We start from the raw sequence: 16,054 nt of genomic DNA, 5'->3' as shown, positions 1-16,054 counted from the left end.
CCTGAGGTGCGGAAATTATTCAGCCTAAACAACGGTATGAAACTCGACTGAATCAAAGTTTAATACCAAAACAGTTAAAACACGCCTTCGAAGCTACAGCAACGAAGGCGTGAGATATTAACTAAGTGACGTGAGATTACTCGTCGACAACAAGATCACCTAGGTATGGGAAGTTCATTGCGTTCACGATTGGTTTGATATGAACGTTAGATTTCGCACCCCAAGCAAGGTTTTGCCAGTGTAGAGGAACAAACGCCGCTTCGTTATAAAGCGTTGTTTCTACTTTTTGCAACATTTGCGCACGTTTCGCTGGGTCCGTTTCTACGTTCGCAGACTCAATCAAACCATCCACTTCTGCATTTGAGTAGTGACCACAGTTGTACTGACCTTTACCAGTTTCTTCATTACGAGTCATGGTTAGGAATTCAGTGAAGTTCGCTGAATCTTCAGTATCCGAGTGCCAGCCGATCATCAGCATGTCAGCCGCACATTTATCAAACTCAGGCCAGTATTGTGCTTTTGGCATGGTTTTTAGGTCAACTTTAATGCCAATTTTTGACAGCATTGCTGCAGCCGCTTGCGCGATCTTCGCGTCATTCACATAACGGTTGTTCGGTGCAATCATCGACAGCGTAAAGCCATCTTCGTAGCCCGCTTCTTTCATCAGCTCTTTGGCTTTCTTCAGATCGTAGCGTGGCTTAAGGTCAGCATTGTAGCCTGCGTAACCTTCTGGGCTTTGCTGACCAGCTGCGGTTGCGAAACCTTTCATAATTTTCTTAACGATACCTTCGTTATTGATTGCATGAACGATCGCTTGGCGCACGCGTACATCTTTTAGCGCAGGGTTTGAATTTTGGTTCATTTGGAACTCGATGATACGAGTACCTGGTAGAGTGACAAGGTCAACACCGCTGGCAGAATCGACACGTTTGTGGTCGTTCGGCGCAACTGGTGCGATCATATCTACATCACCCGACAGAAGCGCAGCCACACGTGTTGCATCTTCTTTGATAGGCACTAGAGTCAGGTTATCTACGTTGCCTTCAGATTCTTTATCCCAGTAATCAGCAAAACGCTCAAATTCCACCTTGACGCCTTGTTCACGTGATTTGATCACGAAAGGACCGGTACCTGAAACATGCGTTGATGCGTAAGAGTTACCGTGTTTTACGATCTCGGCTTTATCTTTGCCGCCTTCATCTTTACCCGTGTAGAACTTGCTGTCCATTGGGAAAATGTAGGTAGCCGTTTGCAGAACCAGTGGGTACGCATTTTTAGACACGAGATCAATCGTGTAATCGTCCACTTTCACCATTTCTGCATATGGTTCGAAAATCGCTTTAAAGTCAGGCGAGTTTTTCAGACGTTTGAAAGTCCAAACGACGTCATCCGCAGTCAGTTCGTTACCAGAGTGGAATTTAACGCCTTTACGTAGATGAAAACGGAAAGTTTTGTCATCAATACGTTCCCAGCTTGATGCTAGGCGAGCTTCGAAATCCAAATCTTGGGTGTAACGAACTAGAGGATCAAACACCATGTGTGACATTTGCAGTGTGCCGCCAGAGAGTTGCTCATGTGGGTCGAGAGATACTGGGTCAGCGTCATAAGCAACAGTGATGTCTGCAGCCGATGCTGCAAAACTTAGACCTGCTGCCATTAAAGCCACTGCTAATTTGCTTTTCATGGTTTTCATTGCATAACTCCTTATGCGGGAATCCAATCCCTAGTTGTTGTATTTGCTTCTGTTTATTAGTTCAGGCAAGCCTGATAAATGTGAACGCCTTTGTTAAGCGGTTTTCACATCTTCTCTTAAGCCTGTAAATTCAGGCATTAAAGAAATCAATTGTTTACTGTATTCGTTTTGCGGATCAGTAAAGAGCTGTTCAGTGGGCGCTACTTCCAGCAATTTACCCATTTTCATCACCCCAACGCGATCGCACATCTGGCGAATCACAGGCAAATCGTGGCTGATAAACATCATGGTAAGATTGAGCTCATCCTGCAAATCCTTCAACAGGTTGAGAATTTGAGCCTGAACCGAAACATCCAGTGCCGACGTCGGCTCATCACAAATCAGTAAACGAGGTCGCGTCGCAAGTGCACGCGCGATAGAAATACGTTGGCGCTGACCGCCAGAAAACTCATGAGGGTATTTTACACCCGCCATACGACCCAAACCCACGTGATCAAGGAGATCGTGAACAATCTGCCGTGTTTCACTCTCATTTTTCGTCAATTTATGAAAGCGAATTGGCTCAGCAATGATGTCGAAAATTTTCATTCGTGGGTTCATTGACGTGTATGGGTTTTGAAACACCATCTGCATTTGACGACGAATAGGACGACGCTGCTTCTCGGAGGTTAATGCCGTTAAATCAATACCTTCAAAGGTCACTTTACCTTCATTTGGTTGATACAAACCGGCGATAACACGAGCGATGGTCGATTTGCCTGAGCCCGACTCACCCACCAAGCCAAAAGTTTCACCTTCAAACACTTCAAAGCTCACATCATCTGATGCCTGAACATATTCACGACGACTTTCAAACAACGAATCTTTGGTAGTAAAGCGTAGGTTCACATGCTCGACATTAAGCAGAGGCCCTGTATAAACGCGCTGGTCTTGGCTTTGACCTAACCAATGGTTTTTGACATCAAGAGGCTGATGTTCTTGCGCCTCTTCAATGTAGTTAACCAAAGGAAAACGGTCGAGTTTCATGTCTGAGCGTGGCACTGCAGAAATCAAACTGTGAGTATAAGGATGCTCCGGTGTACCCAAAACTTTGGCGGTTGGACCAAATTCAACCAAGTCACCGCGATACATAACCGCGACTTTATCCGTCACATTGGACACCACGCCCATGTCGTGAGTAACCAACATACAACCGACATTATTTTTGATACACAGTTCGCGAATCAATTCCAAAATCTGATCTTGGATTGAGACATCAAGCGCCGTGGTCGGTTCGTCAGCGATAATTAAGTCGGGCTCACCCGCAAGCGCAATAGCGATGACGACACGCTGACGCATGCCACCAGAAAATTGGTGAGGATACTGTTTAAGACGGTTCTCTGGTTGTGGAATACCCACTTGATTCATCAACGATAATGCACGTTTATACGCTTCTTCATCAGAAACTTTCATATTGGCATGAATCGTTTCTTTAAGTTGATGTTCCACCGTAAACAGTGGATTGAGTGACGTCATCGGGTCTTGGAAAATAAACCCAATTTTTGATCCACGGATTTTGCGCATCTCTTCAGCGGATAATCCTGAAATTTTGGTGCCATCAAGATACACATCGCCACCAGCGATGCGTCCCGGAGGGCTTAACAAATCGCTTACCGCGTTACCAACGGTCGATTTACCCGCCCCTGATTCTCCGACCACACCGACGATTTCGCCGCGTTCGATACTAAAAGAGAGCGATTTAACCGCGGCATGAACACCATGACGCGACGGGTATTCAATACGAAGATTTTTGACTTCTAAAAGTGACATTACCAGACCTCTACAACTGCGGCACTTTAGCCCTGTCTGAAAGTTGAATCCATTCGTACCAGCATAAAATTCTGGTAATCTACAAGCTGTTCAATTTGGCAAATATTTCACGGAAAAGCAACAAACAGAGTATAAAAAGTCGAGATCACGCGATTATAAAGCAGCTTATACAAAGCGACATGCATCATGCATGCATAAAACATCATTGGGCCTATTTTATAATACGACACACAATATCGGGATATCAGGCATCTATAACCAAACCCCCTGTTGTGTTTCAATTTAAAGACAGAATAAAACCCCATTTCCTGACATAAAACGCTCATTAACATTATCAATACAAAACCAAGATAAAACCGCTACCAACTAAAATTTAAAACCATAGAAAAACCATTACATTAGGTTTTTACTCTAAATAATTTAAAAATTAGAACAAATACACTATTCGTAGTTTGTTTATTTCATCCCGTTACGCTGCCTTGATGGCTTACCTTACATAGCAATAAAGAGTGAATCCAAAATCACATTATCAGCATAAGTTATCATTTAATTGCAGCATTTATGTGAACGACAATCCCAACATTGTATACAATCTTTAGTAGCATAAACTTTCAACCTCCTGATTTATAAAACAAATTATAATCAACAGGCGAGTGTCTCCATGGTAAGGCAATGAATAATAAGCGCATTTTTATTTTATCTAGCACGAAAAATCGAAAAAGATAGACATAGATAAAAACCACTTCTTCCAAAAAACGGCATTTGCATTGTAAGTTAAGGGCAGCAATCTGAGGCTTTCGCAGAATGGTCGGTGAAAGGGGATTTGACGCGGCTGGGCTTCCAGCCACGACCCAAAGCTATCACTCACCTTAGACCTGTTCCTAAACGATAAGCATAAAAAAGCCTCGTCATTGATTGACGAGGCTTTCGTATAATGGTCGGTGAAGAGGGATTTGACGCGGCTGGGCTTCCAGACCACGACCCAAAGCTATCACTCACCTTAGACCTGTTCCTAAACGATAAGCATAAAAAAAGCCCCGTCATTGACTGACGAGGCTTTCGTAGAATGGTCGGTGAAGAGGGATTCGAACCCCCGACCCTCTGGTCCCAAACCAGATGCGCTACCAAACTGCGCTATTCACCGACTTGATTTTGCTTTGTAATCAAAGCTGGGAACCGAAGTTACCAAAATAAATGGGGTGGCTAACGAGACTTGAACTCGCGACAACCGGAATCACAATCCGGGGCTCTACCAACTGAGCTATAGCCACCATCAATTTCTGTGTGTTTACCGCTTGAGCCATAAACAAAATAATGGTCGGTGAAGAGGGATTCGAACCCCCGACCCTCTGGTCCCAAACCAGATGCGCTACCAAACTGCGCTATTCACCGACTTAGTTTCGCCCTGATCTTTCATCAAAGCAGGAAGCCGAAGCTACCAAAATAAATGGGGTGGCTAACGAGACTTGAACTCGCGACAACCGGAATCACAATCCGGGGCTCTACCAACTGAGCTATAGCCACCACTGATTTTTACCGATAACCCTATTCCGGAAGAGAATGGCACGCCCGAAAGGATTCGAACCTTCGACCTTTGGCTCCGGAGGCCAACGCTCTATCCAGCTGAGCTACGGGCGCATGCCCTATCGGCGGAGTGGAATAATACGTAGATCGCTATGCATCGTCTAGTACTTTTTCAACTTTTTTTTATTGTTTGACGCCTTTTTGGGCAATTAAACCCTGCAAACGACGCTTTGGAGGTGTGACCTAACCCTTGAAGCGAGTAACTTGTTGTTTATGGCTATAACTTAACGAGATATAATCACCCATTATTTACATTGATTTAACAGTTGATCCCACTGTGAATCAGATTCGTACTCTAATAATGAAGATAAGAACACACTTATCTATGGAATGTGAAGTGAGCTTAATGTCTATGTCTCGACCTATTTTGAGTTTAGTAATCGCCACGCTAACTTTTTCGACCACCTCTTTTGCTGCCACCATCACTCAGCAGCAATACGACGATATCGCCGAACGCATTAAACCGGTTGGTGATGTGTATCTCGCAGGAAGCGAGCCCGTCGTCGAAGAACCCAGTGGTCCACGCGATGGTGCAACTGTTTATGGAACATTCTGTATCGCTTGCCATGGCTCCGGAGTCAGTGGTGCGCCCATTAAAGGCAAAGCGGAAGATTGGAGTGCGCGTATTGCCCAAGGTAAAGATGTGATGAAAGATCACGCTATCAACGGCTTCAACGCAATGCCAGCACGTGGTACGTGTATGGACTGCTCAGACGATGAAATCGTTGCCGCCATCGAACATATGATTGAAGGGCTCTAATCGCTAACTCTCGCGATAACGGCAGTTCGTCAAAAAAGGCTGAACAAAATAGTCAGCCTTTTAAGATTATTTTTTATTGAACATCGCTTTTAAATTCGCAATGTGAGCTTGCCCTTTGGCCATTCGCTCTTCTTGCGATACGGGCTTTTTCGTCATCTCCCACTCGACATCGTCAAATGGTAACTCATCGAGAAATCGACTTTGTGTTGGTTTGATCAATTCACCAAATTGGCGACGCTCTTTACACATCGTAAAGGTCAACTCACGCTGCGCTCGCGTGATCCCTACGTACATCAAACGACGTTCCTCTTCGACATTTTCTTCGTCAATGCTGGTTTGATGCGGCAAAATGCCCTCTTCACTCCCCATTAAATACACATAGGGAAACTCAAGACCTTTCGACGCGTGTAACGTCATCAATTGTACAGCATCTGTATCATCGTCCTCTTCACCGCGCTCCATCATGTCACGCAAGGTAAGTCGTTGAACCACTTCCTTTAAGGTTTTTTCTTCTTGGTCATAGTTGTCACCTTCTAAATCAGCAACAATCCATGAATAGAGATCAGAGACGTTTTTCATCCGCATTTCTGCTGCTTTCGGGCTGGAAGACGTTTCGTAAAGCCAATCTTCGTAATGGATATCACGCACCAATGAACGTACCGCTTCCACAGTATTTCCGCGCTCTGCTTGATCGCTAATTTTCACCAACCAGTGAGTAAAGCGGCGCAGAGTTTCTAGCCCCCGGCCGGTTAAGTGCTGCTCCAGCCCTATTTCAAAGCTAGATTCAAACAAGCTTTTACCACGCATATTGGCGTAACTACCGAGCTTTTCTAAGGTCACAGGGCCAATTTCACGGCGTGGTGTATTCACGATTCGCAAAAAGGCATTGTCATCATCGGGATTCACCAAAACACGCAAGTACCCCATGATGTCTTTAATTTCAGCACGTGCGAAAAATGAAGTCCCTCCGGAGATTTTATAAGGCACCCGGTTTTGCATCAGTGACTTTTCGATCAGCCGCGATTGGTGGTTACCACGGTATAAAATGGCGTAATCGCGATAATGAGTGCGATTTAAAAATTTATGAGCAATCAATTCCCCAGTCACACGCTCGGCTTCGTGTTCTTCATTTTTAGCTAGTAACACTTTGAGCTTCTCGCCATCGGGAATCTCAGAAAACAACGATTTCTCATACACATGCGGGTTATTGGCGATCAAAATATTCGCCGCGCGCAGAATACGACTGGTGGAACGATAGTTCTGCTCAAGCTTAATTAAGCGCAAGTTTGGATAGTCTTGACCTAACAGAACCAAGTTTTGTGGTTTGGCACCCCGCCAAGAATAAATAGACTGATCGTCATCACCGACCACCGTTAAGCGTTCCCGTTGCCCCACCAGAAGCTTCACTAACTCATACTGACTGGTATTGGTATCTTGATACTCATCGACGAGTAAGTAACGAATACGGTTTTGCCAACGCTCACGAACCTCTTGATTGGTTTTAAGAAGCATCACCGGCATTAAGATTAAGTCATCAAAATCCAGCGCGTTATAGGCCTTCATTTGCTTTTGGTACATCTCAAAGCAAAAAGCGAACAGCTGCTGTTGTTCCCCTTTGGCCATGGCTTTGGCTTGATCAGGGCTTAGCATGTCGTTTTTCCAGTTGGAAATCGTACTTAGCAACTGACGTAACAGGTCTTTATCGCCATCGAGCTGCTGCTCCGTTAGCTCTTTAAGCAATGCCATTTGGTCTTGGTCATCAAATAATGAGAAACCGGCTTTAAGCCCCAACTGCTTATATTCACGCTTAATGATGTTGAGACCAAGCGTATGAAAGGTCGATACCATCAAACCTTTCGATTCCGCTTTACCTAGCGTTTGCCCAACCCGCTCTTTCATTTCTCGTGCGGCTTTGTTGGTGAAGGTAACGGCAGCAATATTGCGTGCTTTGTATCCACACTGCTGAACTAAATAAGCAATTTTATTGGTGATAACGCGTGTCTTACCAGACCCAGCCCCGGCCAATACGAGGCAGGGACCGGAGACATATTTTACCGCTTCATCTTGGCTGGGATTTAACTTCATAACTGTGGTGAATCCTTTGGTTAACGCCGCTAATGATAATCTTCTCTGGTCTTGATGCCAATCATAGAATCGCGACAAAAATCACCTTTATTGCCCACTTGGATTGCAAAAGATTCGATTACTGCTTTAATAAATGAATGAACGTTCATTCAGTATAAATTTATGCCTAAACAGTTAAGCCCAATAAAGCGCATACAAATCATTGAAGCTGCTGAAAGTTTGATTGCAGAACTAGGATTTCGTGGCCTCTCGATGCACAAAGTCGCTAAACGCGCAGGCATTTCTGCAGGAACGATTTACCATTACTTTACCGATAAAGAGCATTTGATTCATCAAGTGCGCCAGCATGTCGCCCAGCGTATCGCTAATGAAGTGCAACACAACATTGACGATGCGATGTCCGTCAAGCAGAGACATCAAGTGATCTGTCTAAACATTTGGAACCTGAGTGAATCGAACCAGTCGGTGATCAGCAATCGAGTACAATACGAATCGCTGCCAACCGACGACCGCAGAGACATTCAAATTCGAGAACAAAAACTGTTTCACCAAGTACACAAGATGCTGAATCAAGGAAAACAACAAAACATTCTCAAACCTCTGGCAAATGAAATTCTTATCTGCCTTGGATTTGAACCTTTATTAAGCATCGTTCGCAAGAAAAACTGGGGAATTATTCCCCACCAGCCTGATGGCATTGACGCCATTATTGAAGCAAGTTGGGACGCCATTATTCAACACTAAAAAATTGGAGTTAGAGTCACCATGAAAAAGTGGACTTTTGTGATGTTACTGATTGCGTTGCTGTTATTTGGCAGCGTTATTGGAGCCAATATGATTAAGAAGCAAAAAATTGCCGAGTTTCTTGCCAATATGCCGGAGCAAAGTTTTCCGGTGACCGCGATTGACGTTGAAGCCGTCGATTGGGTACCCGTGATTGAAGCGATCGGCTTTATTGAGCCGAATCAAGGGGTCACCATCGCAAATGAAACCAGTGGTGTGATTGATAAAATTTTGTTTGAGTCCGGCTCCCAAGTAAAAGAAGGCCAGCCTTTGGTGTCTTTAGATACGTCAGTAGAAAAAGCGAATCTAAAAAGCTCCGAAGCACGTTTACCCGCAGCGGAAGCAAAATACAAACGTTATCAAGGCTTGTATAAAAAAGGCTCGATTTCCAAAGAAGATTTTGACGATGCAGAAGCCAGTTACTTATCACTGTCTGCGGATATTGAAAGCCTCAAAGCCTCGATTGATCGCCGAGAAATCAGCGCTCCGTTTGCAGGTATGATTGGTATTCGTAATGTGTATCTCGGGCAGTACTTGCAGGCTGGTACCGACATCGTACGTTTAGAAGATACCAGTGTTATGCGTATTCGTTTTACGGTTCCACAAACTGAAATTTCACGTATTCGTATCGACCAGCAAGTCAATATCCACGTTGATTCTTACCCAGATCAAACCTTTGAAGGTCGAATCAGTGCTATCGAACCCGCCGTGAATGTGCAAAGTGGTTTGATTCAAGTTCAAGCCGACATTCCGAATAGTGACGGTCAGTTGCGTAGCGGTATGTTTGCGCGCGTCAACATTATGCTACCGACACTCAACAACCAAGTGGTTCTTCCTCAAACTGCCATTACCTTTACGCTCTATGGTGATAGCGTCTACGTCATCAATGAAAAAGACGGAGAAATGCGTGCAGAGCAACGAGTGATTAAAGTGGGTGAGCGTAATAAAGACATCGTACATGTGCTTGACGGAATCAACCCCGGCGAGAAAATCGTCACTACGGGTCAAGTGCGTCTCAGCAATGACGTCAAAGTGCACGTGGTTGATAGCAAGGCGACTGAAACGCCTGCTGAAACACCGATGCTGTAACGGGAGGCACTATGCGCTTTACTGATGTTTTCATAAAACGTCCGGTGTTGGCGATCTCTATTAGCTTTTTAATCGCCCTACTTGGCTTGCAAGCGGTGTTTAAAATGCAAGTTCGGGAATACCCGGAGATGACCAACACCGAGATTACCGTCACCACTAGCTACTACGGTGCCAGTGCGGACTTAATTCAAGGCTTTATCACTCAACCTCTCGAGCAAGCCATTGCTCAGGCGGATAATATTGACTTTATGACGTCACAATCGGTACTGGGTCGTTCGACGATTACCGTGACGATGAAGCTTAATACCGACCCAAATGGTGCTCTGGCTGATGTTTTAGCAAAAACCAACTCGGTTCGCTCTCAGTTACCCCGCGAAGCGGAAGACCCAACGGTAACCATGTCGACCGGCTCGACGACGGCGGTAATGTATATTGGCTTTACCAGTAAAGAACTGAATTCAAGCCAAATTGGTGACTACATTGACCGAGTGATCAATCCACAGATGTACGCCGTCAATGGTATTTCCTCGATTGATGTCTATGGCGGCACCAAATACGCGCTGCGTGTATGGCTCGACCCGGCGAAAATGGCAGCGTTCAATATGACCGCCACGGACGTGATGAATGTGTTATCCGCCAACAACTACCAATCGGCGACAGGTCAAGCGACAGGTGAATTTGTACTGTATAACGGCAATGCCGACACTCAGGTTACCACCGCCCACGAACTGCGTAACTTAGTCATCAAAACGGAAAGCAGCGGTAATGTGACCAGGCTCAGTGACATCGCCAAAGTGACGCTCGCCAAAAGCCACGATACCTACCGTGCGACGGCAAACGGCGCAGAAGCCGTAGTACTCGCAGTAAACGCGGCACCCAGTGCCAACCCAATCAATATTGCCCATGATGTTCTTGAGCTCCTACCCGATCTTAAGCGCAACATGCCAAGCAACATGGAAATGAATGTTCTCTATGACTCAACCGTTGCCATTAACGAATCGATTCATGAGGTCATCAAAACCATCGTTGAAGCTGCACTCATCGTATTGGTGGTGATCACCCTATTCCTTGGTTCACTGCGTGCGGTGCTGATTCCCATCATCACCATTCCTCTATCATTGATCGGGGTCGCGATGGCAATGCAAGCGATGGGCTTTTCATGGAACTTAATGACGTTGTTGGCGATGGTACTCGCCATCGGCTTGGTGGTGGACGATGCCATTGTGGTTCTGGAAAACGTCGACCGCCACATTAAAGAAGGTGAATCCCCCTTTCGTGCTGCGATTATCGGTACTCGTGAAATTGCGATTCCAGTTATCTCCATGACACTCACGCTGGGCGCGGTGTATGCTCCGATTGCGTTAATGGGCGGCGTCACAGGCTCGCTGTTTAAGGAATTTGCGCTAACCCTTGCAGGTTCCGTCTTTGTTTCCGGGATTATTGCTCTGACTTTGTCACCGATGATGTGTTCAAAGATGCTCAAGCAAACGGCAAAGCCGAGCCGATTTGAGCAATCCGTTCATAACGTCTTGGATCGCATGACGCATCGCTACGAGCGTATGCTGAATGCCGTCATGAACCGTCGTCCAGTCATCATTGCCTTTGGGGTCATCGTGTTTGCTAGCTTACCCGTGCTGTTTAGTTTCATTCCTAGTGAACTGGCTCCAGCCGAAGATAAAGGCGTGGTGATGATGATGGGGACTGGTTCATCCAATGCCAACTTGGATTACCTTGCCAATACCATGGATGAGGTAAACCGCATCTTAAACCAAGAAGATGAAATCAAATATGCACAAGCATTTACCGGTGTGCCAAATTCTAACCAGTCTTTTGGTATCGCCTCATTAGTACCTTGGAGCCAGCGTGAAGCAAGCCAAGAAGAGATAACCAAACGGATTGGTGACTTGGTCAAAGACATTCCAGGCATGGCCATCACCACTTTCCAAATGCCGGAATTACCGGGGGCGGGTTCTGGCTTGCCACTGCAATTTGTTATCACTACGCCAAGTAACTTCGAAAACCTGTTTACTGTGGCTAATGATATTTTGCTCGATGTATCGAAAAACCCAATGTTTGTCTACTCCAACTTGGATTTGAACTTCGATTCGGCAACCATGAAAATCAATATCGACAAAGACAAAGCCGGCGCATACGGGGTGACGATGCAAGATATCGGCGTCACCCTCGCCACTATGATGGCGGATGGTTACGTTAACCGTATCGACCTCAATGGCCGTTCTTATGAGGTCATCCCTCAGGTAGAGCGGAAATGGCGCTTAAACCCTGAATCGATGAATCAATACTATGTCCGCTCAGCAAATGGTGATTCAGTACCACTTGGCAGCCTAATCAACATCGATGTCGTTGCAGAGCCTCGAGCCTTGCCACACTTTAATCAGTTGAACTCAGCGACCATCGGAGCCGTTCCTGCACCAGGTACCGCGATGGGTGACGCCGTCAATTGGTTTGAAACTAACGCGGTAAGTAAGCTACCAAAAGGCTACACGCATGATTACATGGGTGAATCACGCCAGTTCGTGACCGAAGGAAGCGCATTATACGCCACCTTTGCACTGGCCTTAGCCATCATCTTTTTGGTCCTGGCGATTCAGTTTGAATCACTGCGTGATCCGTTAGTGATTTTGGTTTCGGTCCCCTTAGCGATTTGTGGCGCTTTGATAGCGCTTGCTTGGGGAGCACTGTTTGGTATCTCGTCAATGAACATCTACTCACAAGTCGGTTTGATTACCTTGATTGGTCTTATCACCAAACACGGTATTTTGATCTGTGAGGTCGCCAAAGAAGAGCAACTGCACAACCAGCTGAGCCGTATTGACGCCGTAAAAGAAGCGGCGAAAGTACGTCTGCGTCCAATCCTAATGACGACGGCCGCGATGATCGCGGGTTTGATTCCATTGATGTACGCAACCGGTGCTGGCGCAGCGCAGCGCTTTAGTATTGGCTTAGTGATTGTTTCAGGCCTAACGATTGGTACGCTCTTTACGCTCTTTGTGCTACCTGTTATTTACAGTTACTTGGCAGAGCGTCATAAACCGCTGCCTGTTTTTGTCGAAGACAAAGACTTAGAAAAGCTAGCAAGAATCGATGAAGCCAGAGCCAGCCATCGTGGTTTAAACCCTCACCACGATTAATCACTCAAACGATGTAAAAGGCCCGCAAGGGCCTTTTTTATTTGGCTACGCTTTTTTGACCACAAGGGGCGACTTTCTTCACGCAATTACATAGAATGAAGACAAATTTAAAGGAGTTTACGCCACTATGTTTGACCCAAAAAAACTCGAGCAAATAGCCAAACAGATTCACGAATCCATGCCACAACCTGTTAAAGATCTTGGTAATGATGTTGACCAAAAAGTCCGTCAAGTGATTCAAGGCCAACTAAACAAACTTGATGTCGTAAGCCGTGAAGAGTTTGACGTACAGACGCAAGTGCTGCTGCGTACTCGCCAAAAGCTTACCGAGATGGAACAAAAACTTGCCGAGCTAGAAGCTAAGCTCGACGATAAAGCGGCTGAATAAACCATCAGCGTTGTTCTTTTCAATGCAATGCTATTTTCAGCGCAATAAAAAAGGCTAACTCAGCGAGTTAGCCTTTTGTTTATGTTGTGTTTGATTATTATTTTTGACCGTCTGTCTGGTCGATGCCCTATTGATGGCAGATTGCGCGCTTAGCGCGCAATTCTCAATTAACCGCCAACGGCGATGTGTTTCATGTCAGTCATGTAACCGCGAAGCTCTTCACCGATGTATTCAACTGGGTGGTTACGAATCGCTTCGTTCACTTCGATAAGACGTTGGTTATCAACCTGATTGCTCGTTTCACCAAGGCCTTTACCAATCACGTCAGTGCTAACGGCAGGCATAAACTTCTCGCGCAATAGCGGAGTGGCCACGTTTGCGAACAAGTAGTTACCGTACTCCGCAGTATCAGAGATCACCACGTTCATTTCGTAAAGACGCTTACGGGCTACGGTGTTGGCAATCAGTGGAAGTTCATGCAATGACTCGTAGTAAGCAGACTCATCAATGATGCCAGAAGCAGTCATCGCTTCAAATGCAAGCTCAACCCCAGCACGAACCATGGCAATCATCAGAATGCCGTTGTCAAAGTACTCTTGCTCAGAAATCTCAACGTTGCTTTCAGGGTAGTTTTCAAATGCCGTTTCACCGGTTTCTTCGCGCCATTTGAATAGGTTAACATCGTCGTTCGCCCAGTCAGCCATCATGGTGCTAGAGAATTCACCTTCAATGATGTCATCCATATGCTTGTTGTACAGTGGACGCATCAATTCTTTTAGCTCTTCTGAAAGCTCAAACGCTTTGATTTTCGCTGGGTTTGATAGGCGATCCATCATGTGAGTGATACCACCAAACTTAAGCGCTTCGGTGATGGTTTCCCAGCCGTACTGAATCAGTTTACCGGCATAACCCGCATCAACACCTTCTGCAATCATTTTCTCGTAACAAACGATAGAACCCGCTTGAAGCATGCCACACAGAATTGTTTGCTCACCCATCAGGTCCGATTTTACTTCCGCAACGAACGATGACTCTAGACAACCCGCACGGTGACCCCCTGTCGCAGCCGCCCAAGCTTTGGCAATATCCCAGCCTTCACCTTGAGGATCATTCTCTGGGTGAACCGCAATCAGAGTTGGTACGCCAAAGCCACGCTTATACTCTTCGCGAACTTCAGTACCCGGACACTTAGGCGCGACCATCACAACGGTGATGTCTTTACGAATTTGCATGCCTTCTTCAACAATGTTGAAACCGTGAGAGTAACCCAGCGCTGCGCCTTCTTTCATTAGCGGCATGACCGTCTCAACAACATTAGTGTGCTGTTTGTCCGGAGTCAGGTTCATCACTAAATCCGCTTGAGGAATCAGCTCTTCGTAGCTGCCAACGTTAAAGCCATTATCTTTCGCGTTTTTGAACGACTGACGCTGCTCGTCAATCGCTGCTTGGCGAAGAGCGTAGGAGACATCCAACCCTGAATCGCGCATGTTGAGGCCTTGGTTAAGACCTTGCGCACCACAGCCGACAATCACGACTTTCTTGCCTTTGAGGTAATCTGCTTCAGTGGCAAATTCGCTGCGATCCATAAAACGGCAGCGACCAAGTTGGTCAAGCTTCTCACGAAGATTTAGCGTGTTGAAATAGTTAGCCATGGTGGGCTCTCCTTAATGATTCGTCCAGTTAGGTCGGCATGCTTGCCGAATGAATTTATACTAAAACAAGCAGATGATTGCTCAAAGTGATATATTCACAATTAGTCATTGCAAAAATTGCAACACGGAACTCGATTGATGAATATAAAAAGCCTGCAGATGTTTGTGCATCTTTGCGATAGTAACAACTTCAGTAAAACCGCTTCTGCGATGCACGTCAGCCCTTCCGCATTAAGTCGTCAAATTCAAAAGCTAGAACAGGATATCGGCCAAGTGTTATTTCTGCGTGACAACCGCAGCGTCGAACTGACTCAGGCAGGGAAAAAGTTACTGCCCGTGGCCTTAAAGATCATCTCCGAATGGCAGCAGTATCATAGCCAGGCACAAGGGCGCAGTGATGAGCTTAAAGGAGAAATTCGCATCTTCTGTTCAGTCACAGCCAGCTATAGCCACCTACCCCAACTGCTGTCCACATTTCGTCTCCAACATCCGTTCATTGAGTTTAAACTCTCAACCGGTGACCCGGCGAAAGCCATTGACCGAATCTTATCTGATGACGCTGACATCGCTATTTCTGCTTATCCGGATCAATTGCCGTCTCGAGTTGCATTTGAAACCATTAGCGAAATCCCCCTATCGGTTATTGCCCCGATATCCGGCAATAGCTTTGCTGAACCCCTCAACCTTGATAAACCGGATTGGAATAGCCTGCCGTTTATTGTGCCGCAACATGGTACGGCACGCGATCGCGCCAACGCGTGGTTCAAAGCAATGAAAATTCGCAAGCCTAACTTATATGCTCAAGTCTCAGGCCACGAGGCGATCATCAGTATGGTTGCGCTGGGTTGTGGTGTCGGTATCGCGCCAGATGTGGTGATCAACAACAGCCCAGTACGCGATAAAATTCAGCGTCTGAAAGTGTTACCGATTGAACCTTTTAAACTCGGTGTATGTTGCAAACGATCACAGCTCGAAAACCCGTTGATACAGGCTTTGTGGAAAGTGGCAGAAACCAAATACATCACACCTTAAGCGTGACTTCTTCGACGGCAAAACGGT

Annotated in this window: 10 protein-coding genes and 5 tRNA genes; 6 read left to right on the top strand and 9 right to left on the bottom strand. The window is 45.9% G+C overall.

What is annotated here, in order from left to right:
* Positions 1-136: 136 nt before the first annotated feature.
* The 7 genes from ACFFUV_RS20495 to ACFFUV_RS20465 form a co-directional block, all read right to left on the bottom strand.
* Complete coding sequence (locus ACFFUV_RS20495) at positions 137-1,693, bottom strand: ABC transporter substrate-binding protein (protein ID WP_390196779.1); 1,557 nt, start codon at positions 1,691-1,693, stop codon at positions 137-139.
* A gap of 93 nt (positions 1,694-1,786) precedes the next feature.
* Complete coding sequence (locus tag ACFFUV_RS20490; RefSeq protein WP_390196776.1) at positions 1,787-3,502, bottom strand: dipeptide ABC transporter ATP-binding protein; 1,716 nt, start codon at positions 3,500-3,502, stop codon at positions 1,787-1,789.
* A 1,067-nt stretch (positions 3,503-4,569) separates the two neighbouring features.
* Positions 4,570-4,646, bottom strand: a tRNA-Pro gene (locus tag ACFFUV_RS20485).
* 51 nt (positions 4,647-4,697) lie between these two features.
* Positions 4,698-4,773 (bottom strand) — tRNA-His (locus tag ACFFUV_RS20480).
* A 44-nt stretch (positions 4,774-4,817) separates the two neighbouring features.
* Positions 4,818-4,894: transfer RNA gene (locus tag ACFFUV_RS20475), tRNA-Pro, on the bottom strand.
* Between the two features lie 56 nt (positions 4,895-4,950).
* Positions 4,951-5,026 (bottom strand) — tRNA-His (locus tag ACFFUV_RS20470).
* A gap of 37 nt (positions 5,027-5,063) precedes the next feature.
* Positions 5,064-5,140 (bottom strand) — tRNA-Arg (locus ACFFUV_RS20465).
* 292 nt (positions 5,141-5,432) lie between these two features.
* On the opposite strand from ACFFUV_RS20465, the gene ACFFUV_RS20460 reads away from it, so the two are divergent.
* Positions 5,433-5,846, top strand: coding sequence for a c-type cytochrome (locus tag ACFFUV_RS20460; RefSeq protein ID WP_390196773.1), 414 nt, complete (start codon positions 5,433-5,435; stop codon positions 5,844-5,846).
* Positions 5,847-5,912: 66 nt separating this feature from the next.
* On the opposite strand, the gene rep is transcribed toward ACFFUV_RS20460, so the two are convergent.
* Positions 5,913-7,931, bottom strand: coding sequence for a DNA helicase Rep (rep, locus tag ACFFUV_RS20455; protein ID WP_390196770.1), 2,019 nt, complete (start codon positions 7,929-7,931; stop codon positions 5,913-5,915).
* A 162-nt stretch (positions 7,932-8,093) separates the two neighbouring features.
* On the opposite strand from rep, the gene ACFFUV_RS20450 reads away from it, so the two are divergent.
* The 4 genes from ACFFUV_RS20450 (at position 8,094) to ubiK (ending at position 13,343) form a co-directional block, all read left to right on the top strand.
* Positions 8,094-8,675, top strand: coding sequence for a TetR/AcrR family transcriptional regulator (locus ACFFUV_RS20450; protein ID WP_390196767.1), 582 nt, complete (start codon positions 8,094-8,096; stop codon positions 8,673-8,675).
* Between the two features lie 21 nt (positions 8,676-8,696).
* On the top strand, positions 8,697-9,803 hold the full coding sequence (locus tag ACFFUV_RS20445; protein ID WP_390196764.1) for an efflux RND transporter periplasmic adaptor subunit: 1,107 nt from the start codon (positions 8,697-8,699) through the stop codon (positions 9,801-9,803).
* Positions 9,804-9,814: 11 nt separating this feature from the next.
* Positions 9,815-12,955 carry a multidrug efflux RND transporter permease subunit gene (locus tag ACFFUV_RS20440; protein WP_390196761.1) on the top strand — a complete coding sequence of 1,047 codons (3,141 nt, stop codon included), beginning with the start codon at positions 9,815-9,817 and terminating at the stop codon, positions 12,953-12,955.
* A 127-nt stretch (positions 12,956-13,082) separates the two neighbouring features.
* On the top strand, positions 13,083-13,343 hold the full coding sequence (gene ubiK, locus ACFFUV_RS20435) for a ubiquinone biosynthesis accessory factor UbiK (RefSeq protein ID WP_390196758.1): 261 nt from the start codon (positions 13,083-13,085) through the stop codon (positions 13,341-13,343).
* 167 nt (positions 13,344-13,510) lie between these two features.
* Here ubiK and ilvC read toward each other — a convergent pair whose 3' ends face one another.
* Positions 13,511-14,995, bottom strand: a complete 1,485-nt coding sequence (gene ilvC, locus ACFFUV_RS20430) for a ketol-acid reductoisomerase (protein WP_390196755.1) — start codon at positions 14,993-14,995, stop codon at positions 13,511-13,513.
* Between the two features lie 138 nt (positions 14,996-15,133).
* Here ilvC and ilvY point away from each other — a divergent pair, with 138 nt between their 5' ends.
* Positions 15,134-16,027 (top strand): HTH-type transcriptional activator IlvY, encoded by an 894-nt coding sequence (ilvY, locus tag ACFFUV_RS20425; protein ID WP_390196752.1) that lies wholly within the window; start codon positions 15,134-15,136, stop codon positions 16,025-16,027.
* Positions 16,028-16,054 lie beyond the last annotated feature (27 nt).

Source organism: Vibrio olivae (assembly GCF_042428525.1).
Classification (GTDB): Bacteria; Pseudomonadota; Gammaproteobacteria; order Enterobacterales; family Vibrionaceae; genus Vibrio; species Vibrio olivae.
The sequence above is the reverse complement of the archived record's forward strand: the minus strand, read 5'-3'. Positions and strand labels throughout refer to the sequence as shown.

What these genes read in the sequence shown, in the direction of transcription:
- ilvC (WP_390196755.1), bottom strand. Translation starts at nt 14,995, where the DNA reads ATGGCTAACTATTTCAACACGCTAAATCTTCGTGAGAAGCTTGACCAA.
- ACFFUV_RS20450 (WP_390196767.1), top strand. Translation starts at nt 8,094, where the DNA reads ATGCCTAAACAGTTAAGCCCAATAAAGCGCATACAAATCATTGAAGCT.
- ilvY (WP_390196752.1), top strand. Translation starts at nt 15,134, where the DNA reads ATGAATATAAAAAGCCTGCAGATGTTTGTGCATCTTTGCGATAGTAAC.
- ACFFUV_RS20440 (WP_390196761.1), top strand. Translation starts at nt 9,815, where the DNA reads ATGCGCTTTACTGATGTTTTCATAAAACGTCCGGTGTTGGCGATCTCT.
- ACFFUV_RS20490 (WP_390196776.1), bottom strand. Translation starts at nt 3,502, where the DNA reads ATGTCACTTTTAGAAGTCAAAAATCTTCGTATTGAATACCCGTCGCGT.
- ubiK (WP_390196758.1), top strand. Translation starts at nt 13,083, where the DNA reads ATGTTTGACCCAAAAAAACTCGAGCAAATAGCCAAACAGATTCACGAA.
- ACFFUV_RS20460 (WP_390196773.1), top strand. Translation starts at nt 5,433, where the DNA reads ATGTCTATGTCTCGACCTATTTTGAGTTTAGTAATCGCCACGCTAACT.
- ACFFUV_RS20495 (WP_390196779.1), bottom strand. Translation starts at nt 1,693, where the DNA reads ATGAAAACCATGAAAAGCAAATTAGCAGTGGCTTTAATGGCAGCAGGT.
- ACFFUV_RS20445 (WP_390196764.1), top strand. Translation starts at nt 8,697, where the DNA reads ATGAAAAAGTGGACTTTTGTGATGTTACTGATTGCGTTGCTGTTATTT.
- rep (WP_390196770.1), bottom strand. Translation starts at nt 7,931, where the DNA reads ATGAAGTTAAATCCCAGCCAAGATGAAGCGGTAAAATATGTCTCCGGT.